Annotated in this window: 19 protein-coding genes; 10 read left to right on the top strand and 9 right to left on the bottom strand. The window is 46.4% G+C overall.

Going from position 1 to position 23279, the window contains the following annotated elements:
* Nucleotides 1-190: 190 nt before the first annotated feature.
* The 4 genes from AB6805_RS09555 to AB6805_RS09540 all read left to right on the top strand — a co-directional run bounded on the left by AB6805_RS09555 (nucleotide 191) and on the right by AB6805_RS09540 (nucleotide 2192).
* A complete protein-coding gene (locus AB6805_RS09555) occupies nucleotides 191-529 on the top strand; it encodes a hypothetical protein (RefSeq protein ID WP_370909202.1) in 339 nt (112 codons plus the stop codon).
* 9 nt (nucleotides 530-538) lie between these two features.
* Nucleotides 539-1201 (top strand): peptidylprolyl isomerase, encoded by a 663-nt coding sequence (locus AB6805_RS09550; RefSeq protein WP_370909201.1) that lies wholly within the window; start codon nucleotides 539-541, stop codon nucleotides 1199-1201.
* Nucleotides 1202-1301: 100 nt separating this feature from the next.
* On the top strand, nucleotides 1302-1682 hold the full coding sequence (gcvH, locus tag AB6805_RS09545) for a glycine cleavage system protein GcvH (RefSeq protein ID WP_370909200.1): 381 nt from the start codon (nucleotides 1302-1304) through the stop codon (nucleotides 1680-1682).
* A 117-nt stretch (nucleotides 1683-1799) separates the two neighbouring features.
* A complete protein-coding gene (locus tag AB6805_RS09540; protein ID WP_370909199.1) occupies nucleotides 1800-2192 on the top strand; it encodes a VanZ family protein in 393 nt (130 codons plus the stop codon).
* A gap of 70 nt (nucleotides 2193-2262) precedes the next feature.
* Here AB6805_RS09540 and AB6805_RS09535 read toward each other — a convergent pair whose 3' ends face one another.
* From AB6805_RS09535 to prfA, 3 genes are all read right to left on the bottom strand, one after another.
* Nucleotides 2263-2868, bottom strand: coding sequence for an OmpA family protein (locus tag AB6805_RS09535; RefSeq protein WP_370909198.1), 606 nt, complete (start codon nucleotides 2866-2868; stop codon nucleotides 2263-2265).
* A 299-nt stretch (nucleotides 2869-3167) separates the two neighbouring features.
* On the bottom strand, nucleotides 3168-3761 hold the full coding sequence (locus AB6805_RS09530; RefSeq protein ID WP_370909197.1) for a hypothetical protein: 594 nt from the start codon (nucleotides 3759-3761) through the stop codon (nucleotides 3168-3170).
* Between the two features lie 170 nt (nucleotides 3762-3931).
* The gene (gene prfA / locus AB6805_RS09525) at nucleotides 3932-4996 is read right to left on the bottom strand and encodes a peptide chain release factor 1 (RefSeq protein WP_370909196.1); all 1065 of its coding nucleotides are present in this window, start codon (nucleotides 4994-4996) and stop codon (nucleotides 3932-3934) included.
* Nucleotides 4997-5093: 97 nt separating this feature from the next.
* Between prfA and AB6805_RS09520 the strand changes: the two genes are divergently transcribed.
* Nucleotides 5094-6239 (top strand): amidohydrolase family protein, encoded by a 1146-nt coding sequence (locus AB6805_RS09520; RefSeq protein WP_370909195.1) that lies wholly within the window; start codon nucleotides 5094-5096, stop codon nucleotides 6237-6239.
* 9 nt (nucleotides 6240-6248) lie between these two features.
* Nucleotides 6249-7355, top strand: a complete 1107-nt coding sequence (locus AB6805_RS09515; RefSeq protein ID WP_370909194.1) for a mechanosensitive ion channel family protein — start codon at nucleotides 6249-6251, stop codon at nucleotides 7353-7355.
* Between the two features lie 213 nt (nucleotides 7356-7568).
* Here the strand turns inward: AB6805_RS09515 and AB6805_RS09510 are convergent, their stop codons facing one another.
* From AB6805_RS09510 to AB6805_RS09500, 3 genes are all read right to left on the bottom strand, one after another.
* Complete coding sequence (locus AB6805_RS09510; RefSeq protein WP_079469869.1) at nucleotides 7569-8063, bottom strand: thioredoxin domain-containing protein; 495 nt, start codon at nucleotides 8061-8063, stop codon at nucleotides 7569-7571.
* Nucleotides 8064-8073: 10 nt separating this feature from the next.
* A complete protein-coding gene (locus AB6805_RS09505; RefSeq protein WP_370909193.1) occupies nucleotides 8074-8592 on the bottom strand; it encodes a MerR family transcriptional regulator in 519 nt (172 codons plus the stop codon).
* Between the two features lie 137 nt (nucleotides 8593-8729).
* Complete coding sequence (locus tag AB6805_RS09500; protein ID WP_370909192.1) at nucleotides 8730-9701, bottom strand: M23 family metallopeptidase; 972 nt, start codon at nucleotides 9699-9701, stop codon at nucleotides 8730-8732.
* A 351-nt stretch (nucleotides 9702-10052) separates the two neighbouring features.
* Here AB6805_RS09500 and alaS point away from each other — a divergent pair, with 351 nt between their 5' ends.
* Complete coding sequence (gene alaS, locus AB6805_RS09495; RefSeq protein WP_370909191.1) at nucleotides 10053-12674, top strand: alanine--tRNA ligase; 2622 nt, start codon at nucleotides 10053-10055, stop codon at nucleotides 12672-12674.
* Nucleotides 12675-13206: 532 nt separating this feature from the next.
* Nucleotides 13207-14235, top strand: a complete 1029-nt coding sequence (locus tag AB6805_RS09490) for a PDZ domain-containing protein (RefSeq protein WP_370909190.1) — start codon at nucleotides 13207-13209, stop codon at nucleotides 14233-14235.
* A 2-nt stretch (nucleotides 14236-14237) separates the two neighbouring features.
* Here the strand turns inward: AB6805_RS09490 and AB6805_RS09485 are convergent, their stop codons facing one another.
* Nucleotides 14238-15620 carry an aldehyde dehydrogenase gene (locus AB6805_RS09485; protein ID WP_370909189.1) on the bottom strand — a complete coding sequence of 461 codons (1383 nt, stop codon included), beginning with the start codon at nucleotides 15618-15620 and terminating at the stop codon, nucleotides 14238-14240.
* A gap of 104 nt (nucleotides 15621-15724) precedes the next feature.
* Between AB6805_RS09485 and gatB the strand changes: the two genes are divergently transcribed.
* Entirely contained in the window at nucleotides 15725-17176 is a 1452-nt protein-coding gene (gene gatB, locus AB6805_RS09480) for an Asp-tRNA(Asn)/Glu-tRNA(Gln) amidotransferase subunit GatB (protein ID WP_370909188.1), read from the top strand.
* Nucleotides 17177-17243: 67 nt separating this feature from the next.
* Nucleotides 17244-18404: a redoxin domain-containing protein gene (locus tag AB6805_RS09475; protein ID WP_370909187.1), complete on the top strand. Its 1161-nt coding sequence runs from the start codon at nucleotides 17244-17246 to the stop codon at nucleotides 18402-18404.
* Between the two features lie 76 nt (nucleotides 18405-18480).
* Here AB6805_RS09475 and AB6805_RS09470 read toward each other — a convergent pair whose 3' ends face one another.
* Both AB6805_RS09470 and AB6805_RS09465 read right to left on the bottom strand, forming a co-directional pair.
* Nucleotides 18481-20109, bottom strand: a complete 1629-nt coding sequence (locus AB6805_RS09470) for a RagB/SusD family nutrient uptake outer membrane protein (protein WP_370909186.1) — start codon at nucleotides 20107-20109, stop codon at nucleotides 18481-18483.
* A gap of 12 nt (nucleotides 20110-20121) precedes the next feature.
* Complete coding sequence (locus AB6805_RS09465) at nucleotides 20122-23253, bottom strand: SusC/RagA family TonB-linked outer membrane protein (RefSeq protein WP_370909185.1); 3132 nt, start codon at nucleotides 23251-23253, stop codon at nucleotides 20122-20124.
* Nucleotides 23254-23279: the final 26 nt, after the last annotated feature.

The following is a 23279-nucleotide window of genomic DNA, read 5'->3' as shown; positions in this document are numbered from 1 at the left end:
TCACTATGTGAATGGGCCGTTAAAATGCTGTTAAACTTGCCACTATGGCTCATTTCCGGCAAATAATCATTCTATGGCGCTGCCTAAATTAATAAAGCCCTGCATATTTATATAATATTTTTCCCTATAACGTACCTTTGCGGAGAATAAGCTCCTGGCAAAAAGCCAACAATTTAAAAGCAACAGTAATATGGAAGATTTTGAGAAGCGCTGGAAACCGGTAGAAGATATGCTTACCGAAAGATTTGGTAAAAAGCCCAATATGGAAGCCATTCTTTTCCTTATCGGCGTAAATGAAATAAATAATTTAAAGAAGAAATATACCAAAGAACAGAAGCAGGATCTGATGCATGTGGCAGTATGTACGCTGCTGAGCCAGAGCGGCTACTTTGAGCTGGATGGCTACGACGAAGACGGATGGCCGCATTTCAAAGAGTTACAACCCGTTCCGAAAATGGAAATGATGGAACAGGAAACCTTTCTGAAAGAACATGTAATTGCTTACTTTGCCGGTCACGAAGAAGCCTAATACACTTTTATGAAGAAACTGCTACTCCTGGGTACCCTGTTTTTGCTGATTGTTAACCTGGCAACTGCCAAAGACCGGAAAGTAAAAGTAACCACCCCTTATGGTACCATGATCATCCGGTTGTATGATCAAACCCCGAAACACCGGGATAATTTCGTCAGGCTGGCCAGACGGCACTTTTACGACAGCACGCTGTTTCACCGGGTTATTCAAACCTTTATGATCCAGGGCGGCGATCCGGATTCCAAACACGCCCATGCGGGCGATACATTGGGCAACGGCGATGTGGGCTATACCATACCACCTGAGTTCCAGCTGGACTTATTCCATCGCAAAGGCGCGCTGGGAGCGGCCCGGGACGACCGTCCCGATAAGGCTTCTTCCGGCTGCCAGTTCTACATTGTGCAGGGCAAGGTATTTACCGATGAGCAACTGGATAAGCTGGAGCAAACAAGGCTCAAAGGCCGCAAAATCCCAACAGATCAGCGGCAGGTATATAAAACGGAAGGCGGCAGCCCGCACCTCGATCAAAACTATACGGTGTTTGGCCAGGTAATTAAAGGCATGGACGTGATCGATAAAATCGCCGCACTAAAAACCGACAGCCACGACAGACCATTGCAGGACGTACCTGTGAAGATCCGTGTCATAAAGAAATGGCTGATCTTCTAAATAAAAAAATACCATGTCCGGAGAAAGTCAAAATTTAAGATAGCTTCCCGTCAAAATCATAATAGTTTCTGTATTTTTACGGCTCAAAATCAAACTTGATATGAATTTTCCGTCAAATCTGCGTTACACAAAGGATCACGAATGGATTTTATTAGAAGGTAACGTAGCTACCATCGGTATAACTGAATTTGCACAACGCGAATTAGGCGATATAGTTTTCGTTGATATCAATTCATTGAGCAAGCCAGTGAACGCCGAAGAAGTTTTTGGTACAGTGGAAGCAGTAAAAACAGTATCTGATCTGTTTATGCCTGTTGCCGGTACCGTTAGTGAAGTGAACCCTGCACTGGAGGCTTCTCCGGAACTGGTAAACCAGGATCCTTATGGTGAAGGCTGGATGGTGAAAGTAACTGTAAACAACCCGGCTGATGTGGAAGCACTGCTGGATGCTGCTGCTTACCAGGCGCTGGTAGGGGAATAATTCCGACCAAAATAATCTTTTATATAAGAAAGGACAACAGGCTACGTTATTGAACGGTCAGCCTGTTGTCCTTTTTACTGGTAGTACTATAACCCGTTCATTAATTAAAAAAGGATCATGAAACTCCTGAGATATTATACGCCAGCTATTCTATGGATCATCCTGATCCTGGTTTTGTGTACCCTGCCCGGGAAGGACATTCCCTCCAACACATTTTTTGATAAAATCCATTTTGACAAATTCGTTCACTTCGGCCTGTTCGGAGGCATTGTTTTATTCCTGAGCCTTGGCATCTACTGGCAAAAAAAACACATCTCTGCGGGAACCCTTGTGTTGCTGGTGATTTGTGCTGCAGGATATGGCCTTGCTATAGAGTTTATCCAGGAGTACTGGGCTATTGGCCGCAGCTTTGATATGTTTGACGTGCTGGCCGATACCCTGGGCGCTATCGCCGGCGTATGGGTATTTAAAATTGTCAGATCCCTGTTCTTCAAAAATGCTGATAAATAAAAAATCCCCCCTGTAACCAGGGGGGAATGTATATCTGCTTATGAGAAATAAGTATTCTTAATGTTTTTTATTACTGTTGACCAGCTTCTTTCTTCGCGTCATTTTTCATCTTATCATTTGCGAAGATAGAGAACTCACAACGGCGGTTGGTAGCGCGGTTAGCGTCTGTATCATTTGGCACTTTAGGCTGTGATTCACCATACCAGAATCCCTGGATACGGCTCTTGGCAATACCCTGTGCTTCCAGATAAGACATTACACTCTTGGTTCTTCTTTCAGATAAACCCATGTTGTACTCATCTGTACCTTTGTCGTCGGTATGACCTTCCACACGCACATAAGTGTCAGGATACTTGTTGAGGATAACAGCCAGTTGTTTGATATTGTCCTGTGCTACGGCAGACAGGTTAGACTTATCAAAACCAAATAATACACCTGCATCAAATGTTACGTTGATACCTTCACCCACACGCTCTACGGTTGCATTTGGTACTTCCGTTTTTATTTCCTGCGCCTGTTTATCCATTTTTTTACCGATCAAAGCACCACCAGCACCACCTAATGCAGCACCAATAATAGCTCCCAATGCAGTATTACCGGCTACTTTACCAATTACAGCACCAGCGGCAGCTCCGCCACCAACACCAATTGCAGCACCTTTTTTAGTATTGTCCATGCCCTGCCAGGTTTTACAACTGAACAACATGGTTGCAGACAAGACCAAGGCTACCAGAACATTGATTTTTTTCATCATAATAAATTTAGACATGAAGGGTTTTTAGCATTAATTCCGTTGACAAAACTAATTGAAATCCTGTATGCAAATAGTTTGCCAACTTGATTTAACAGTCACAACATATTGATAAGTAGAATTAAATAAGCAATAAAAAAATTGCAGGCATAAATCACATAACAATAATTGGGCATGTAAAATGTAACGTGTACGACTATATAACAAGCAAAGTGGTAAAAAGATTATCCAAGCAGATTTTTTAATAATCCGCCGATACCGCCGCCTTCGCCGGCCTGTTGTTGCTGTTGCTGCTGTTGGGCGCCATTTGATAACAGGCTCTTTAAATCATCCAGGTTCACCTGTCCGTCGCCGTTTTTATCCAAACCGCCGGAAAGCCCGCCCAGTATACCGTTCAGGTTAAGTCCCTGTGCAGAACCACCGGTAAGTGAGTTCAGGATACCATCCAGGCTGAAGCTGCTATTGTTGGGATCCTTTGTTTTATTTACCAGGGAGCCTAATACGGTTGGGATCAGGGTAGCCGCCAGTTGTGTAGCCGTACCTTTATCCAGGTGGAATTTCTCCAGGAGTGTTCCGATAAAATTGTTGGAGATATTTCCCACCACGGGATTAGCGGCGGAAGTATCGCTGCCGGCGCCGCCCAGTAAAGATAACACGCCTTCTGTGTTACCGCTGGCCAGTTCCTGTTGCAAACCCGTTGCAATGGAAGAAGTGGCTGCGCCTATTACGGCTTCATTCTGTTCGTTAGGAATAGCAGGATTGTTTACCACAGTACCCTGGGCATTTTCGCGGACGAGGTCCATTAATTGCTCTAACATTTGATGATGATTTAGGGGGAAGAAAAAGGTTTTCCTTAGTGCTACGGCTTGTGACCGCTAACTAAATGTAGGATATTTTGTGTGATTACGACTTAACCCGGAGGAAATTTGTGGAAAGATAACAGCAGGGAAACACCCGTCACTTTCCACAAATTTAAAACCGGTGATCATTAACTGCCCTGCTTCAGCTTTTCTGCGTTTTCTGCAAATTGAAGGGCATCTATCATATCTTTAATATCGCCATTCATAAAGGCGTCCATATTATATACGGTCATACCAATACGGTGATCCGTTACACGTCCCTGCGGATAGTTATAGGTACGTATTTTAGCAGACCGGTCGCCGGTAGATACGAGGCTTTTACGCTGAGAGGCAATGGCATCTTCATGCTTACGCACCGCCGCTTCGTATATACGGGTACGTAACATCTTCATGGCAATTTCACGATTCGAGTGCTGGCTGCGTCCTTCCTGGCACTCCACTACCACACCGGTGGGGATATGCGTTAACCTCACCGCCGATTCAGTTTTATTTACGTGCTGACCACCCGCACCGGAGGAACGGAAGGTATCCATTTTAATATCTGCTTCCCTTACATCCACATCCACCTCTTCGGCTTCGGGCAATACCGCTACGGTAGCCGCCGACGTATGTACGCGGCCGGAAGCTTCTGTCGCCGGTACACGTTGCACCCGGTGTACGCCTGATTCAAATTTCAGGGTACCATATACATCATCTCCATTTACTTCCATTACTATTTCCTTATAACCACCTGCAGATCCCGCATTTTCATTCAGTAAACTGGTGGTCCAGCCTTTGAGCTCACAAAAACGGAGATACATGCGGAACAGGTCTCCCGCAAAAAGACTGGCCTCGTCACCGCCGGTACCGGCACGGATTTCAAGGATGGCATTCTTTTCATCCTGGGGATCTTTTGGTATCAGCAGGTTACGGATCTCTGCTTCCAGGGCTGTTTTCTGCTCCTGCAATTCTTCCGTTTCGGCTTTGGCCAGTTCACGCATCTCATCGTCGCCACTGTCCAGCACTTCTTTGTTAAACGTAATATTGTCCAGCAATTTACGGTAGGCATCATATGCCTTCACGATCTTTTCCAACTGCCGGTATTCCTTGCTGAGCTGACCAAACTTCTTGTTATCACTAACAACCGCCGGGTTGGTAAGCGCCATCGATACCTGCTCGAAACGACCTTTTATAGCTTCCAGTTTGTCTATCATAATTATATTTGACTTTTGAGTACCCTTTCCAACCGGAAATGATACTGCCAATCGGGTTGCAAAATTAACACCATTAACTTAATTAAACAGCAGGTAATTGAAACAGATCAAATTAAAGGGAAAAGATATATTTAACGGTACGCATCTGCTGGGTCCCGGGAAAGTATTGACACTCACTGAAGATGGCGTAGTGACGGGCATTATAGCCGAATCTGATGCCGGCCCCGGCGTCAGGGAACTGGACGGAATTCTTTGTCCGGGATTTATAAATACCCATTGTCACCTGGAATTATCCCATATGAAAGGGGTGATTCCGGAAAAAACCGGTCTGCCTACCTTCCTCACCCAGGTGATGCAAACCAGGAACCAGGCCCCCACCGATTATGACGCCATGATAGACAGGGCCGAGCAGGAAATGTGGGAAAGCGGCATTTCGGCTGTAGGCGATATCTGCAACAGTGCCACCACCCTCGTGAAGAAGCAGCAGGGCAGGATGTACTACCATACCTTTGTGGAATGCATGGGTGTAGCACCCGCGGGCGCCGGTAGCCGTTATCAGTATAGTATGGACGTACTGGCATCATTCCGGGCCATCAACGGCCCGTATCACAGCTGCTCCATTGTGCCGCATGCCCCCTATTCAGTTAGCAACGCCCTGTTTGCATTACTGGCCGGCACACCGGACAATGCGCCCGTATGTACCCACAACCAGGAAACACCGGCCGAAAATGAATTGTATCAGCATAAAACAGGGGAGTTTCTTTCTTTTTACCAGCACTTCGGAATGGATATCAGCGGATTCCAACCAACCGGCACCAACAGCCTGGAAGCCTATCTTCCCTACTTCTCCCGGAATAAAATCCTGCTGGTGCATAACACCTTTACCTCTGAAGCCGATATCCGGTTTACACAACAGCAACCCGTGGAAACCTGGTGGTGCTTTTGCCCGCAGGCGAACCTGTACATCGAAAACCGCTTACCGGATATCCAACAATTCCGGCAACAGCAATGCAACATCACCCTTGGCACCGATAGCCTCGCATCCAATCACCGCCTGTCTATTTGGGAAGAAATAAAAACTATCCGCCTACATTTTCCGGAAATTCCGTTGGAAGAAATACTGCAATGGGCTACATTTAACGGCGCAAAGGCCCTGGGCATACAAAACACCTATGGCAGTTTTAACACTGGCAGTAAACCGGGCGTAATATTGATTAACCAGGAAACCAGCAGAATTATTTAGCTATAACTTATGAACGAATTTTTGAACAAAGTAATTTTAGACAACCCCGTACAGGATTACCTGATTTTGATCGGCGTTTTACTGTTTGTGTTTATTATCAAACGGTATATTTCAAAAGGACTGGCCACCATCCTGTTCCGGCTGGTCCGGCACTGGTCGCCGCAAATTGAAGAAAAAGACTTTATCAGCCTGTTGCTACGTCCGCTGGAATATTTCTTCCTGCTGATCACCTTCATGCTGACGATCGACCGCTTTACATTTCCGCAGGTCCTCAATGTTCATGTTTATAACAAGGCAACACTGCACGATGTTACCAATACTTTACTGAGCCTGGCGTTGAGTATGAGTATTATCTGGATCATGCTGCGGCTGATCGATTTCATCGCCCTGGTACTGGAAAAGAAAGCCGATCTCACAGAAGATAAAACCGATAACCAGTTCATTATTTTCTTCCGGGATTTTTTCAAGGCCATTATATTTATCATGGGCGCCATTGCCTTCATCCGCATCCTCTTTGGTCCCGGCCTGGTAGAGAAGATCATCGCCGGTTTGGGAATAGGTGCTGCTGCTCTCGCATTGGCAGCAAAGGAAAGTATAGAAAACCTGATCGGCTCCTTTATTATCTTCTTTGATAAACCATTCCGTGTAGGCGATAACGTTAAAGTGGATTCCTGGCAGGGTACTGTAGAAAAAATTGGCTTGCGCAGTACGCGCATCCGCACGTTGGAAAAAACTTTTGTTACCGTTCCCAACAAAAAAATGGTAGACAGTATCCTGGATAATCTTTCCCTGCGTACCCAGCAACGGGTAGCCTTAAAGCTTGAACTGGGTACAGATACACCAGCAGGCACCCTGCTGTTGTTTTTACAGGATGTGCGGCAAATGCTGAACAATAATCCCAACATACTGGAAAACCCTGTGGTAAACCTGAATGATTTCACCAAAGATACCTACGTGATTCAGATCATTTTCAACACGTATATTATTGATGGCACCCAGTATAATGCCCTGAGGGAAACGGTGAACCTTGGTGTGATAAAACTGATGGAGGCCCGTGAACTCAAGTTGCCTACTACCTCCACAACGGTTACCCTGAGCGACCTGCGGGCGGAGTAGTGCGGATTTTGTCTTGGCTCAGGATTAAGCTGATTTTACTGATTACCTGGATTTTTACTTTTGGATTTTTTTAGATTTCTTGATTTTCTTAAATAATTAAGGGAGATAAAAGCGAATATCCGCTTCTATCTCCCTTAATCCTTTATAAAATCCAAAAGTAAAAATCCAGGTAATCAGTAAAATCAGCTTAATCCTGAGCCAAGACAAAATCCGCTATTCCTTTTCCTTCTTCGTGCTGCTCAGCAGGATGCGGGAAATGTCGGCTTCTATGGATTCTTTGGGCGCACCTACGATGCGGCCTTCTTCTTTACCGTCTTTGAATACGATGATGGTAGGTAATTTCTTTACTTTATAATCTACCGGAGCATCTGTCTGCAGTTTTTTATCTGCTGCAAACATTACGATCTGTTCGTCGGGGCTGCCGCCGGTGATCATTACTTTATATAGGGCTGGTACTACTTCGCGGCTGGTATTGTCCCAGGTGCCCATCACCACTACCATGTTGAAGTTAGCGCGGTTGGTTTTAATATAGTTCAGCATATTATCGTTAGGCTGGTAGCTGTTTACACCTTTGTAGAACCACGTTGCGGAGGTGTCATTCATCAGTGTTTTCATATCTATCTTGCCCTTCAGTACTGTTTCGTTCTGTGCCCATGCCAGGGATGAGAATAACAGGCCACCACCCAGTAGTAATGTTTTCAATCGCATAATGTTGTTTTTATAATTGATCTTTCAGTTCCGTTAAGAAACCACGTACCTTTAGCAAAGCCTGTACCATTTCAAAATTACGGGCAGCCAGCTTATGATCTTCTTTCAGTTTTTGCTTGGCTCCTTCAATTGTATATTTTCTTTCCCGCAGTAAATGGTAGATTAATTTAAGGTGGTGAATATCTTCCTGCCGGAAAAGACGGTCGCCTTTCCGGTTCTTTTTGGGTTGCAGTATATCAAACTCATTTTCCCAATAACGTATCAGCGACGTATTCACCTTAAACATGGCTGCAACCTCACTGATAGAATAATACTGTTTCTCCAATACCAATTTATCCAATTCCATAATCAGATCCGGGTCCTCCGATAACTCTTTCAATGATTTACGCCCCCGTTTTTTCCCAGGTATGGTGGTTGCTACGGCAGCTTTCTTGCTGCTGGCCTTTGCTTTTACTTTAACTGGTCTTGTTACCGCAGCTTCTGTGGGATGCGGTACTCCAGATGTCGAAAAAAGGTCTAGCTGGTGCATCGTAGTAAAAAACGAGGTGACAAATATCTTTTACAAGATGAAGTTAAGCTTTTAGCTTGTAGCTTGTAACATTCCCACCTCATTTTTTGGGTTTAGACAAGTTACGGAAAGCCCGCAACTGGCTAAAAACTATAACTTTAGTCAAACGACTGGTTCCCCGACCTGGCCATTTTGAGCATGCGGTCAAACTGTTCCGGGGTGAGATCATTAAAGAAGAAATACACCGGATCCACCTTGTCTCCGTTTTTAATGACTTCGTAGTGGCAGTGTGGTCCGGTAGATTTACCGGTGCTGCCTACCCAGCCCAATACATCGCCGCGTTTTACCGCCTGGCCGGGCTTCACTTTCATACGGAGCATGTGGCCGTACAGGGTTTTATAGCCATATCCATGTCGTACAATCACGTGGTTGCCGTATCCCACATCGCTCAGGCTGGCCTCCTCAATCACACCGTCGCCGGTAGCATAGATGGGAGTGCCGCTGGGCGCTGCAAAGTCGAGCCCCGCGTGGTATTTCATGGTCTTATAAATAGGATCGATCCGGTACCCGAAACCGGAGGCAATATGTTTAAGGTCTTTATTGGAAACCGGCTGGATGGCAGGGATAGAGGCCAGCATCTGCTGTTTGTTCTTCACCATCTTATCAATTTCATTGTAAGATGCTTCCTGTGCTTTTACGCGGTTATTGAGTTCTTTCAGAAGTACAGCCGTGGAGGCGATAATCTCGCTGCTGGCAAAGGATTGCAGCTGGGCGGCTTCTTCTTCCCGCTTTACTTTCCCCATACGGGTGCTATCCGGAATAGGAGAGGCTTCAAATATCACCCGGTAAATTTCATTGTCACGGTCTTCCAGCTCCGCCAGTTTTCCCTTTACTTCCCGCATCCGGCCCTGCAACGCATCATATTTTTCTTTCATACCTTCCAGGTCGCGGCGAAGTGATTTCTCCTTTGGGGAGTCTACCAGCCGGTATGCCACGGAAAGAAAAATAGCCCCGGTCACGATAGCCGCAGACACAAACCCCAGTATTCTCAGGATTTTTACCCGCAGGGAAACCACGAGCTTCTCGTATTTTAATGTTTGGGTATTATAAAAATATTTAACCTTCTTCATGCACCAGGGTGTACTTTATGCGCCATAGTGCAGTGAACGCTATGACAGCCGATTTATTTCACGAGGCACAAACTTATGGATGGGTAATCGTTGGCATTTCTTTTCCCACTGAACTATTTTTGCCGGGTAACACAACCTGTTTTGCATAATCATACAGGTTTCGATATTTTTGCACTCCCTTTAACACGGCGGGAAAATAAGGCGCACAAACCTACTGTAATTAGATTAAAACATCAACCTTTTGATTGTCAATTTTCTAACTACTTCATAAGGACTTGAAATACAGCTACAAGCCCCTAACCGGTTATGGCTTATAAGATATAAAATACATATTAATTCGTATCAATATTTATGACAGCATCTGAAATAAGACAGCAATTCCTGGACTTTTTTGCGTCAAAAGGGCACCAGATTGTCCCATCTGCGCCCATCGTTATTAAAAACGACCCTACCCTGATGTTCACCAACGCGGGTATGAACCAGTTCAAGGATTACTTCCTGGGCAACAGGGTTCCTCCCAACAAAAGGGTAGTAGATACGCAAAAGTGCCTGCGGGTAAGCGGCAAGCACAACGACCTGGAAGAAGTGGGTATTGATACTTACCACCACACCATGTTTGAAATGCTCGGTAACTGGAGCTTTGGCGACTACTTTAAAAAAGAAGCCATTGCCTGGAGCTGGGAGCTGCTCACAGAAGTATATAAAATCCCTAAAGACAAACTGTATGTAACTGTTTTCCAGGGAGATGAAAAAGAAAATCTGCCAAAAGACCAGGAAGCCTACGACTTCTGGAAAGAACATATCGCGGAAGACCGTATCCTGTTAGGTAATAAAAAAGATAATTTCTGGGAGATGGGTGATACCGGTCCATGCGGCCCCTGCTCGGAAATCCACGTAGATTGCCGCCCTGCAGCAGAGAAAAACCTGGTAGACGGTAAAACCCTCGTAAATGCCGACCACCCACAGGTGATTGAAATATGGAACAACGTATTCATGCAATTCAACCGCCTGAAAGATAAATCCCTGGAGCCACTGCCTGCCCAGCACGTAGATACCGGCATGGGACTGGAACGCCTCGTCAGAGTATTGCAGGATAAAACCTCCAACTATGACACCGACCTGTTTATGGGCACCATCCACACCACGGAAGGACTTACCGGTAAAAAATACGCCGGCACTGATGATAAGAAGGATGTAGCCTTCCGCGTAATCGCAGATCATATCCGCGCAATTTCCTTTACCATCGCCGACGGACAGCTGCCATCCAATACCGGCGCAGGCTACGTGATCCGTCGTATTCTCCGCAGGGCGGTACGTTATTACTTCTCTTTCCTTGATGTGAAAAAACCGCTGCTGCACGACCTGGTACCCGTACTGGCGGCACAGTTTTCACATGTGTTCCCTGAACTGCAACAACAGGCAGACTTCGTGAAGAAAGTAGTGTTTGAAGAAGAAAACAACTTCCTGCGCACCCTGGAAAGTGGTATCCGCCGGATCGAAGACTATATCAAAAACGCCACCACCAAAACAGTAGATGGTCAAACAGCTTTCGAATTGTACGATACCTACGGTTTCCCTTATGACCTTACCAGCCTGATCGCCTCCGAAAATGGCTTCACTGTTGACAAAGAGGGCTTCGATGCCGCCATGAAACAACAGAAAGACCGCTCCCGCGCCGCTACAGAACTGGATATGGGCGATTGGGTAGTACTCGACGAAACGCCTAACTCCGTTTTCGTAGGTTACGAACAACTGGAAAGCACCACCAAACTGCTGAAGTACCGGACTGTGAAAGCAAAAGGTAAAGAGCAGTTCCAGCTGGTACTGGGCCAAACGCCCTTCTACGCTGAAAGTGGCGGACAGGTAGGTGATACCGGTACCCTGCACTTCGGCGATGAAGTAATTCATGTAACCGATACCAAAAAAGAGAACAACCTCACCATACATTTCGCGGATAAGCTGCCGGCACAGCCAACTGCAACCGTAAAGGCCGCCGTAGCTAAAGATAAACGCCACAATACAGAGCGCCATCACTCGGCTACCCATTTACTGCACGCTGCATTGCGGCAGGTTTTGGGTACACACGTGGCACAGAAAGGCTCACTGGTAAATGCCGATGCCCTGCGCTTCGACTTCTCCCATTTCGCCAAAGTAACCGACGAGGAACTGGCGCAGATAGAAGCCATTGTGAACGAAAAAATCCGTGAAAACATACCGGTGGTGATCCGTGAACTTCCAAAAGAAGAAGCCCTGAAACTGGGTGCTATGGCCCTCTTTGGCGAGAAATACGGCGATACGGTACGCGTGGTAATTATTGACCCCGCCTATAGTGTGGAACTTTGCGGCGGTACACATATCAGCTCAACCGGCGAGTTAGGCCAGTTTAAATTTGTTTCCGAAGGAGCTGTGGCCGCCGGCGTACGCCGCGTAGAAGCCGTAACAGGCGCTAAAGCAGAAGCCTTCGTTAACGAGCAGTTACAGCAACTGAAAGAAATTAAAGCTGCCCTGAAAAATCCGAAAGAGCTGGTGAAATCCATAGAAGCGCTGATCCAGGACAAATCTTCCCTGGAAAAACAACTGGAAACACTGGAACAGGAAAAGGTACGGGCACTGGCAGCCACCATACGCCACCAGGCGGAAAACATCAATGGTGTTAATTTCCTCGGACAAGTGGTAAATGTAAGCAACGCTGAGGGACTAAAACAGCTTTCTTTCCAACTGAAAAACGATATACCGGATCATGTACTGCTGTTTATTGCCAATATTGGCGGAAAAGCCAGCGTGGCGCTCAGTATAGACGAGAAACTGGTGGCATCCAAAGGATGGGAGGCGCCCAAGATCATTAAAGAACACATTGCTCCGCTGATAAAAGGCGGCGGCGGTGGACAGAAAACCTTTGCTACAGCAGGCGGACAGGAAACAGATAAACTGGATCAGGTGATTGCTGCGATAAAAAAACTGCTCACAACATAAAATGATGCTCACAGCATAAAATATGAGGGCTGGCTAAAAAGTCAAATTGAGCTTTTAAGCCAGCCCTCTCTATTCCAGGACGTGACTAACACCGTAAACCTTTTCCAGGATTTAACACTTATATTGTAAACTTTAAACAGGATTATCTAACTAAAGTGTAAACCTTTTTCAGGACGTGACCATCCTATCCAGGGCGGCATAGTGTATTGGGAGTGTATTGGAAGTGTATCATAAGTGTATCATGAGTGTATAGGAAGTGTATGGGGAATGTATGGGGAATGTATGGGGAGTACGACACATACGCTACTCCTAAGTATCCGAGAAGTATCCGAGAAGTATCCCAGAAGTATCGGAGAAGTATCGGAGAAGTATCCCGGAAGTAAGGACGGCCCCTCCTTCAAATAATAAAAAAACATGCTATAAAGCGTATTCTTTTGGGCCCAAAACCATAGATTTTAACTTTTTCTTTCCTGGCCCACCCTTTAATTTTGCCGCATTAGTTTAAATTTAATCAACAAAATACCTAATTACCATGACCAGGTTACTGCAAATTCTCACCATAGCAGGTTTTTCCTGCTTCACTATGAGCGCGGTATCTGCGCAAACGAAAGATTCTTCCAAAAATCAGCTGGGAGAGTTCGATGAAATTGTGATCAAACACAAAGGCAACAAAGACGGTAAAGTGACCGTGGAAATCAAAAACGGCGATGTTTTCATCAATGGTCAAAAACTGGACCGGTACGACAACTCCGATCTCTCCGTTTTCCGCAGGAAGATCACGCCGCGGGATGGCAACACCATCACGTTTGACAGCAACAGTTTACAGGGAGGCGGCTTTGATTTGTTTAACGACAACGACGGTGATGATGAAAATGACATAGAAATGCCGGTGATGAATAAAGCCATTCTCGGTGTGATCACTGAAAAAGTAGCCGCCAGCGGTGTAACCGTAAAATCAGTAGCGAAAGGCACTCCCGCAGATAAAGCAGGAATAAAAACCGGCGATATCATTATTGCTGTAGATGATAAAAAGATCAATGAACCCGCAGAATTATTTGAAGAGATCGGCAAACATAAACCGGCAGACAAAGTAACGGTAACGTACATACGTAATACCAAAACAAACAAGGTGGCTGTTACCCTGGACGAAAGAAAAGGAATAGATAATGGCTGGACTATGCACCCGCCTTTATCTGCACTGCCAAAGAACGGACCGAGATCTTTCTCTTTCCCAATGCCTCGCGGCTTCCAGGGATTTGGCGACAACTGGGATAATAACGAAAAACTGGGCCTCCGCGTACAGGATACCGAAAAAAATGAAGGCGCACAAGTAATTGAAGTGGCGCCTTCCTCTGCAGCCGCAGCAGCAGGTTTCCAGAAAGATGATATCGTATTGGAACTTGCCGGTATACCGGTTAAAAACGCCGCGGAGTTGTCTAAAGCTTATCGCGAAACACAGGCTAAAGTAAAAGGCGATGCTCCAGCGAAAATCCGCCGGAATGGCGCCGATCAAACGCTGATCATTAAGTTGCCGGTGAAACTGAATAAGGCGGATATATAAGCCTACTTCATCACCATCTTCATCATCTTCAATTTATTTTTAAACGGCGGATACTTCATGGGAACATCCAGCCAGGTAGCCGTTTTCAGCATTCCTTTCTGATGGGTAAAAGTATCAAAGCTGTATTTGCCATGATACTTTCCCATCCCGCTGTAACCCGCGCCACCAAAGGGTAGCTCAGGATTGGTGAGATGTACCAGCGCATTATTTACGCAACCTCCGCCAAACCGCACCTGCTCTATCAGCGCCTTCTCCGTTTTTTTACTCTTTGTAAAAACATACAATGCCAGTGGATAAGGCAACTGCTTAATGGCTTGTATGGCCTGCGGGAGGCCGGTGTAAGTAAGTATGGGCAGCACAGGGCCAAATATTTCATCCTGCATTACCGGGTCTGTCCATTCCACATCTTCCAGCAGGGTAGGAGCTATATAAAGCTGCTCGCGGTTGGTTTGCCCGCCGTGTAATACGTGGCCTTCGCCCAGGTAGCCCGCCACCGTATCAAACCGCCTGGCATTGATAATACGGGCATAATCGTCGCTGCGGGAGGGATCTTCTCCGAAAAATTCTGTTATCGCCGCCTTGAGTGCGGCTACCAGTTCATCTTTCACTTTGTGGTGCACCAGGAGGTAATCCGGCGCCACACAGGTTTGACCGGCATTCCAGAACTTACCCCATACAATTCGTTTAGCCGCCACCGTTACATTCACTTTTTCGTCTACCACGCAGGGCGATTTACCGCCTAATTCCAGCGTAACCGGTGTGAGATGCGGCACCGCCATTTCCAGGATCTTCTTGCCCACCGGGATGCTTCCGGTAAAAAATACATGGTCGAACCGGAAACTCATCAGGGTAGGAATCACTGCTGTCCCATCTCCCTCTACTACCGTAATATAGGCCGGATCAAAAGTATCTTTTATCAGGGCAGCGGTTACCGCTGCCGTATGCGGCGCCAGCTCCGACGGCTTAATAATGGCGCAGTTGCCGCCGGCAATAGCTCCCAGCAAAGGACTGAGCAGCAACATAAACGGATAGTTCCAGGGGCCAATGATCAGCGTAAGTCCCAACGGCTGCTTATACACCCGGCTGCTGCTGGGATAGGTAACAAAAGGAGAGGTAACCAGCTCCGGCTCCATCCACTGCTTCAACCCCTGCAGGATATAACTGATTTCTTCATATAAAAATCCTATCTCACTACCATAAGATTCCAGTGGGTGCTTGTGCAGATCAGCATGCAGCGCAGCGGTAATTTTATCTTCAAACTTTTTAATCCCGTTCTTTAAACGCTTTAGCTGCGTTTTCCGGAAAGAATAAGAAAGTGTGGCGCCGGAGTCGAAATAAACCTGCTGCGCCTGATAAAGCTGACTTGCCTGGGCCTTGCTGATCATAGGGAAGAAATTTTGATGTGTATCTCAATTTAGGGATTTATTGGCACCCAATAGCCTGAAATCACGGTATTATTTGAATATATTTGTGGGAATCAGTACGGAAAATGAGCGATATATACAGCAAATATGAAACAGTGATCGGGCTGGAAGTGCATGCCCAGCTGCTTACCGAAAGTAAATTATTTTGCAGCGACAGCGCAGCTTTTGGCGGCGCTCCAAATACGCATATCAGTCCCATTACCATGGGGCACCCGGGTACTTTGCCCCGTATGAACCGTAAAGCGGCCGAATATGCCATCAAACTGGGTCTTGCCTGTCATTGTGAAATTGAAAAGGACAATTATTTTGCCCGTAAGAACTACTTCTACCCGGATCTTCCAAAAGGATACCAGGTATCTCAACATACGGCGCCTATCTGTAAAGGCGGTTATATTACCATTATTACAGATGCCGGCACCCGCAATGTACAGCTGAACCGCATCCACCTGGAAGAAGATGCCGGTAAACTCCTGCACGACCAGGACCCCGACAACAGCTACGTGGATTTAAACCGCGCGGGCGTTCCTCTCGTGGAAATAGTAACTGAACCAGACATGCATAACAGCGAGGAAGCCTACGCTTATCTCACCGAAATGCGCCGCCTGGTGCGCTACCTCGGCGTATGTGATGGTAACATGGAAGAAGGCAGCATGCGCTGCGATGCCAACATTTCAGTTCGCCTGAAAGGCACCACCACCCTGGGTACAAAGGTGGAAGTAAAAAACATGAACTCTATCCGCAACGTAAAGCGGGCTATTGATAACGAGGTAAAAAGACAGATAGATCTCATAGAAGCCGGCGGTACCCTGGTACAGGAAACACGCAGCTTTGACGCCTCCAACGGCAGCTCTTTTTCCCTGCGCTCCAAAGAAGAAGCCAACGATTACCGCTACTTCCCGGAACCAGACCTGGCGCCATTCAGGCTAACAGATGAATTCATCAACAGCGTGCGGGCCACACTACCTGCATTACCGGAAGAACTCATCCGTAAATACACCACCGATTTTGGCCTGCCGGAATATGATGCGCGTGTTATCTGCGATGATAAATCCACGGCAGATTATTATGAAAGTCTTATCGCCGTTACCTCGCAATACAAAGCCGCCGCCAACTGGATGCTGGGCCCTGTTAAATCCTGGCTGAATGAACATTCGGCGGAAATCAGTCATTTTCCGGTAACACCACAGGCACTGGCGGCGTTGATTACGCTTACCGATGCAGGAAAAGTGAGCTTTTCCATCGCGTCTTCCCACATATTGCCGGAAATGATCCAAACACCCGCGGATCATCCGATGGATATCGCTACCCGGCTGAATTTATTACAGGATCATAATGCCGATAACATTTCTCCCATTATTGATGAGGTGCTGGCAAAATATCCCGATAAAGTAGCTGCTTTTAAAGGTGGCAAAAAAGGATTGATGTCGTTGTTCGTGGGAGAAGTGATGAAGCTGTCCAAAGGCAAGGCTGATCCCCGGCTTACCAACGAATTGCTGGCAGAGAAGCTCAAAGGCTAAATAGCATTGAAAATATTTATCCTATATTGAGTGGCTTAGGTCAGATGAATGTTCAAAAAATAATAGCATGAAAAAATACTTATTATGGATTTCCGCCGCCGTTTTCCTCGCAGGATGCGCCGGACAAACGGAAAAAGGTGAATTTAAAATAGACGGGCACCTGAACAATTTACCATTGGGTCCGGTATTACTGGAAGAACTCACACTTGACAATGTGAAAGTGGTAGATTCTACCAATGTAAAGGACGCCAGCGGCAAATTCACGCTGAAAGGAATGGTAGCCGAACAGGGACTGTACCGTGTACGCTTCGAAAACGGCAAATTTATACTGCTCGCACTCGATGCCGGCGATATGAAAATAGATGGAGATATAGATAAACTGGAAGATGTAAAGATCAGCGGCTCCGAACCAACCGCCGAACTGCAACAGTTTATGAGCGATATCAGCAAACAGTCTATTGCACTCACGGAAGAAATGCGCAGCCTGGACAGTCTCCATACAATACTGCCTGATAGTGCATTCCAGTCTAAAGTAGCTGCCTTCCAGAAAAAAGAAAAAGAGTTTGAAAACGGCTTTTTCCTGATGGCCGATAAAACAAAAAATCCTGCTACCGCAGTATTTGCCATCAGCCAGGTAAGAAGCGGAGAAGAGATTGTTGCACACAAACAGGTGATCACCAATCTTGCTACCCGTTTCCCTAAAAACACGCTGGTAAAAAGTATGACAGATAAGATCCTGGAACTGGAAAAGAACCAGGGCGCGGGCGCCGCAGGCGGTGATGCAGCCGGTGGTGAAGAACCTTCTGCTGTGAAAGTAGGCCAGGTAGCACCCGACTTCTCCCTTCCGGATCCATCCGGCAAAATGATCAGCCTCAGCTCTTTCCGCGGTAAATATGTACTGGTGGATTTCTGGGCCAGCTGGTGCGGTCCATGCCGCCAGGAGAACCCGAATGTGGTAAAAGCTTATCAGCAATACAAAGGAAAAAACTTTACCATCCTCGGCGTATCACTGGATAAAACGAAAGATAAATGGCAGGAAGCTATCAAAGCAGATGGACTGGCCTGGAACCATGTAAGCGATCTCAAATTCTGGGATTCCGCGGTGGTACCTTTATACGGTCTTAACGCTATTCCTACTAATTTCCTGCTGGATCCACAGGGAAAAGTAATTGCCTCCAACCTGAGAGGACCTGCGCTGGAAGCGAAGCTGCAGGAAGTACTGAAATAAGTTATCTATCTCCATAAAAAAAACTCACCGGCATTACACCGGTGAGTTTTTTTATTATTGTAGGTCAAGGAAAAGTTTAGTATTGCGGATTCTGCGCATTTTTCAACGCTGGATTAGCAGAGATTTCAGTAGCTGGCAGCGGCCAGATAAACCGGTAATCAGCATACTTAATGCTGCCGTAACCAGACGGTGTTACCGGTCTGGTAACCGTGTTATAATTGCTGCCATCATCTTTCAGATCATCGATGATCACCTTTGCAGGGATACCACCTGTTCCATACTTTGCATCCAGTGCAAGGCGGGTAATGTCCGGCCAGCGGCGCCCTTCGCCTGCAAATTCTACCCTGCGTTCGTCCAATACCGCCTGGATCATGTCGAGCGGAGCAATGGTGATGCGGTTCGGACTGCCTTCCGGTAAAGAACGGTTGCGAACTGCGTTGTATAACTTAAACGACTGTACGATATTTCCTGCACGTGCATATGCCTCTGCCGCATTCAGCAGTACTTCTGCATAACGGATCATCGGCGCCCAGTCGGACTTATTCAGATAATCACGGTATTTATAATTGAAGTAGAAGTTCTGCACGGGTTTGCCGCCTGATACAGTCACCTGCTTTACCTGCAATAAAACACGACGCATATCATCGCCTGCCCAGAAAGAGGCGTTGTACAAATTAGGGCTGGTAGCTACCAGGCCGCGGCCTTTCTGGTCAGAAGGGCCAAACATCGCTGCCAGCGCGCCATTGGAGTTACCGTTGGTAATGGCGCTGTTGGCAATAGAGAAAATAGATTCTGTGTTATTATCTGCTTTTGTGAACGGGCCATCCGGGCTGTCGGTAAGTTTATAACCTTTCACCGGGCTTACAAATGGCGCGCTTTGATCTGCACCCAGCTTTGCGGCTTCTGTGATAACACCCTGCCAATCGGCCATATGGAGCTTAACCCTTGTTTTCAAAGCAATAGCCGCTCCTTTAGTGGCTCTGCTGATAGGATTAGCAGTAGTGGGAAGCAGGTTGGTTTCTGCAAAATCCAGGTCCGCCAATATTTTGGTATAATCTTCTTTTACCGTGCCACGGCCTATTTTCAGGGCTTCCTGGATTTGAGCTGGTGTGCTTACAGGCATATCCCTGTAAGGAATCCCAACTTGTGCACCTGCACCATCGGCATACGGGCGGCTGAAATGAATGACTGCTTCATGATGTGCCAGTGCACGCAGAAAACGGGCTTCACCTTCCAGCTGCAACGCCTTACCCTGTGAAATCACGTTATTGGCAGCAGCTTTCCGTACACCATCAATGAGCGTATTGGCCTGGTTGATCAGCGCATAAAGATTTACCCACATCTGCACATTATTGGCAGAAGTAGGGCTGTAACTACCTTTATAAGTGATATCATAAAACGTAGCCAGGTTCACCATATCCTCTCCACGCATCTCATTTTGCTCTATAGAAGCAGCACCGAAAGGATAACCACGGCCCAGGGTATAATCATCATTATAACTTCCCAGCGCCGCTGTATTATACATACCATTTGCAGCAAGCTCGATAGTGGATGAATCCGAAAATACCGCGTCTTGTGGCAAGGCGTTCTTTGGTGATAATTCGGTGTATTTTGAACAGGACGCAGCACCCAGTGATAACACCAGTAATCCTGCTGCTACTGCTTTCATGCTTCTGTTATATTTATATGCCATTGTATTTCTCATGTTCATTATTTTTTATAATCCTACGTTAATACCAAAAGTATAGCTGCGGGGAACCGGGTTGGTATTGTAATCCAAACCAGGTTGCGTGTTAGCTCTTGCATCCACATAAGTATTTAACTCAGGATCAAGACCGGAATACTTTGTAATGATAAATGCGTTCTGCACCTGCGCATAAATCCGGATGCTGCTCAGCTTAATTCTTTCCAGCATCGCTTTAGGCAGGGTATAACCCAGGCCAATATTCTGTGCACGGATAAAGCTGCCATCTTCCAGGAAACGGCTGTTAACATTACCGCTCTGCAGGATAAAGTTATCTGCGCCCAGGTACAGTTTAGGAACATCTGTTACCTGGCCCGGAGTAGTCCACCTGTTTAAAATTTCTTTACCGTTGTTCAGGAACTTCTGGTTGTTCAGGCCTTCCTGGCGCGTTACGCTGTATACTTTGTTACCGCCGGAGAAAGAAAGGAACAGGTTAAAATCGAACCCTTTGTAATTAACGGTATTGTTCAAACCACCATAATAGGTTGGCGTAGCATTACCGAGGATTTTTTTGTCGGAAGATGATAATGCTTTTGCAGAAGTAGAGATATCCTCAGGCTTTGAAGCATTATAGGCATAGTAAACACCTTTCGATGCATCACCCTGTATAATGGAGCCATCAGCTTTTTTCCATAGCGGGTTGCCATTTGCAGGATTCACCCCCATTGATTCGTAACCATAAAAAGCACCCATAGATTCACCTACGCGGGTAATGTTATATGGATAAACGATATCTGCATTATCTACCAGGGCAGTAATTTTATTTTTTACAAAAGAGATGTTGAAGGAAGTAGTCCAGGAGAAATCACCGCGCTGAATATTAGTACTGTTCACTGTCAGCTCATACCCTTTGTTATACATTTTACCCACGTTGGAATAAAATACATTTGGCTTGGTAGCACTTGGAACACCTAATGATGGCGGCAGCGGAGATGCCAGGATCATGTTATCAATATCATTCCTGAAATAATCAGCCGTTACCGTGATCCTGTCGTGGAGTAATCCCAGGTCCAGGCCAATGTTCATTTTTTTACTGGTTTCAAAAGTCAGGTCCGGGTTGTACACCTGGTTGAAAGCAATACCCAGTAAAGATCCGTATAGTGCTGGTTTGTAAGTACCGGCATAAGGGTATGCACCGATATCCACGTTACCTACTTTAGCATAACCGCCACGGATCTTCAGATTGCTGATCAGGTCGGCGATACCGCCTTCCTGGAAGAAACTTTCCTGTGAAGCTCTCCAGCCCACGGAAACGCCCGGCAATGTTACATCCTGTTTGCCGATAGGCAGGGAAGAAATAGCATCCCTGCGGAGCGTGGCAGATACCAGGTAGCGGTCTTTGTAACTGTAGTTAGCCCGGATAAAGTACGACTGAAATGCGCGCTCCACCAGTGTTCCACCAACAGTTTGAGTACCGGTGCTGTTGTCGATGAGGTTATCAGTACCAAAGAAAGGGCTGATCAGGTTAGTACCTTGTGCATAGAAGCTTCTTTCCCTTGTTTTCTGATTTTCGGTTCCGATCACAGCGCCAATATTATGCGCACCGATCGTTTTGTTATAGCTTAAAGTATTTACCCAGTTATAACGGAAACTTGGAATAGACTGTTGGTAGATAAAACCGTTGGTACCACGGCCATCACCATGGATAGGGTTCCAGTACTGGTAGTCCTCTCCACTCATATAGTTTACACCTACCTGCGTTCTCAGGTCAAAGTCTTTCAGAATTTTTACGCTGGCAAAAGTATTACCGGTAAAGTTCAGGTTTTTGTTACGGTAGATGTTATGATCCAGTACGTATTTAATGTTGGTATAGTTATCAGCGATAGTGGCTTTATTGGCGCCACTGCCGAGCGTATTGGTGTTGCTCAGGTTATAGGTGCCATCATTCCACTGTACAGGTACGTTAGGTAAAGCACGGATAGCATTGGAAAGGCTGCTGGAAAGCCCGGTTTGGCTAACGTTCAGGCCATTGTTGGTAATGTGCGAAACACCGGCATTCACGCCCACTGTTACCACGTTAAAAGCTTTCTGTTCCAGTTTCAGTCGTACCTGATATTTGCGTTGATCGTTACCAACCAGAATACCTTTCATATCGGTGTAACCCAGGGAAACGTAGTAGTTGGTTTGATCATTGGCGCCGCTTAGCGACAACGCGTGGTTCTGCTGAAACCCTGTTCTGGTCACTACTTTCTGCCAATCGGTATCATAAAAGCCACCATCAGGATTGGGTGTAGGGAAAGCATCCGGCGTAGCGGTTGGCTTGGCGTTCAGCTTTTTTTCGTTGGCGATGGTTACAAATTCATCTGCATTCAGCAGATCAAATAATTTAGAAGGCGTAGCTGCAGCCATCCACATATCGTAAGTGAGGCGCGGCCTGCCGCTCTTACCTCTTTTGGTGGTCACCAGGATAACGCCATTAGCGGCCCTGGAACCATAGATAGCAGTAGCTGCGCCATCTTTCAGCACTTCCATGCTTTCAATATCATTCGGATTGATATCTCCTAACGGGTTGTTGGAGGTGATGGTGCTCTGGTTGCCGGTGATATAAGGTACCCCGTCAATTACATACAGCGGATCGGTGCCGCTACTGATACTGTTGGTACCGCGGATGCGGATACGTGCCGGCTGGCCCAGGATACCGCTGGAAACAGTAGCCTGTACGCCTGCTACCTGTCCGGATAACTGACGATCGATACTGGATGCAGCCACATTTTTCAATGTAGCTCCTTTGATGCTGGATACAGAAGCCGTGAGGTTTTTACGCTCAATAGTACCGTAACCAACCACTACTACTTCGCTCAGTCCTTTCAGATCGGCAGATAATTGAGCGTTTACAGTAGATTTACCGGAAACACTTACCTGTTGGGCAGTATATCCTACAAAAGAAAATTCAATGGCAGCAACTTTTTCTCCTACACTGAGCTTAAACTCACCATTGGAGGCAGTCATGGTGCCATTGGAAGTACCAACAATTTTTACGGTAACGCCAGGCAACGGAGATCCATCTTTGGCGTCTGTCACCTTACCTGTGATGACCCTGGTTTGGCCAAGCGCCTGCAGCGCGGTAATAGCCGCAAATAACCAGAGAAACAATCCTTTCTTCATAAGCGATTTTGATTTGAAAAAATAAA

Source organism: Chitinophaga sp. RCC_12 (assembly GCF_041360695.1).
Classification (GTDB): domain Bacteria; phylum Bacteroidota; class Bacteroidia; order Chitinophagales; family Chitinophagaceae; genus Chitinophaga.
Note: the sequence above shows the minus strand (reverse complement) of the source record. Positions and strands in the feature narration are given on the sequence as shown.

Coding starts and splice junctions, on each gene's coding strand:
- AB6805_RS09465 (WP_370909185.1), bottom strand. CDS start 23,253: ATGAAGAAAGGATTGTTTCTCTGGTTATTTGCGGCTATTACCGCGCTG.
- AB6805_RS09500 (WP_370909192.1), bottom strand. CDS start 9,701: ATGAAGAAGGTTAAATATTTTTATAATACCCAAACATTAAAATACGAG.
- AB6805_RS09555 (WP_370909202.1), top strand. CDS start 191: ATGGAAGATTTTGAGAAGCGCTGGAAACCGGTAGAAGATATGCTTACC.
- AB6805_RS09530 (WP_370909197.1), bottom strand. CDS start 3,761: ATGTTAGAGCAATTAATGGACCTCGTCCGCGAAAATGCCCAGGGTACT.
- AB6805_RS09490 (WP_370909190.1), top strand. CDS start 13,207: ATGACCAGGTTACTGCAAATTCTCACCATAGCAGGTTTTTCCTGCTTC.
- AB6805_RS09475 (WP_370909187.1), top strand. CDS start 17,244: ATGAAAAAATACTTATTATGGATTTCCGCCGCCGTTTTCCTCGCAGGA.
- alaS (WP_370909191.1), top strand. CDS start 10,053: ATGACAGCATCTGAAATAAGACAGCAATTCCTGGACTTTTTTGCGTCA.
- AB6805_RS09515 (WP_370909194.1), top strand. CDS start 6,249: ATGAACGAATTTTTGAACAAAGTAATTTTAGACAACCCCGTACAGGAT.
- AB6805_RS09550 (WP_370909201.1), top strand. CDS start 539: ATGAAGAAACTGCTACTCCTGGGTACCCTGTTTTTGCTGATTGTTAAC.
- AB6805_RS09485 (WP_370909189.1), bottom strand. CDS start 15,620: ATGATCAGCAAGGCCCAGGCAAGTCAGCTTTATCAGGCGCAGCAGGTT.
- gcvH (WP_370909200.1), top strand. CDS start 1,302: ATGAATTTTCCGTCAAATCTGCGTTACACAAAGGATCACGAATGGATT.
- AB6805_RS09470 (WP_370909186.1), bottom strand. CDS start 20,109: ATGAGAAATACAATGGCATATAAATATAACAGAAGCATGAAAGCAGTA.
- AB6805_RS09510 (WP_079469869.1), bottom strand. CDS start 8,063: ATGCGATTGAAAACATTACTACTGGGTGGTGGCCTGTTATTCTCATCC.
- gatB (WP_370909188.1), top strand. CDS start 15,725: ATGAGCGATATATACAGCAAATATGAAACAGTGATCGGGCTGGAAGTG.
- AB6805_RS09540 (WP_370909199.1), top strand. CDS start 1,800: ATGAAACTCCTGAGATATTATACGCCAGCTATTCTATGGATCATCCTG.
- prfA (WP_370909196.1), bottom strand. CDS start 4,996: ATGATAGACAAACTGGAAGCTATAAAAGGTCGTTTCGAGCAGGTATCG.
- AB6805_RS09535 (WP_370909198.1), bottom strand. CDS start 2,868: ATGGACAATACTAAAAAAGGTGCTGCAATTGGTGTTGGTGGCGGAGCT.
- AB6805_RS09505 (WP_370909193.1), bottom strand. CDS start 8,592: ATGCACCAGCTAGACCTTTTTTCGACATCTGGAGTACCGCATCCCACA.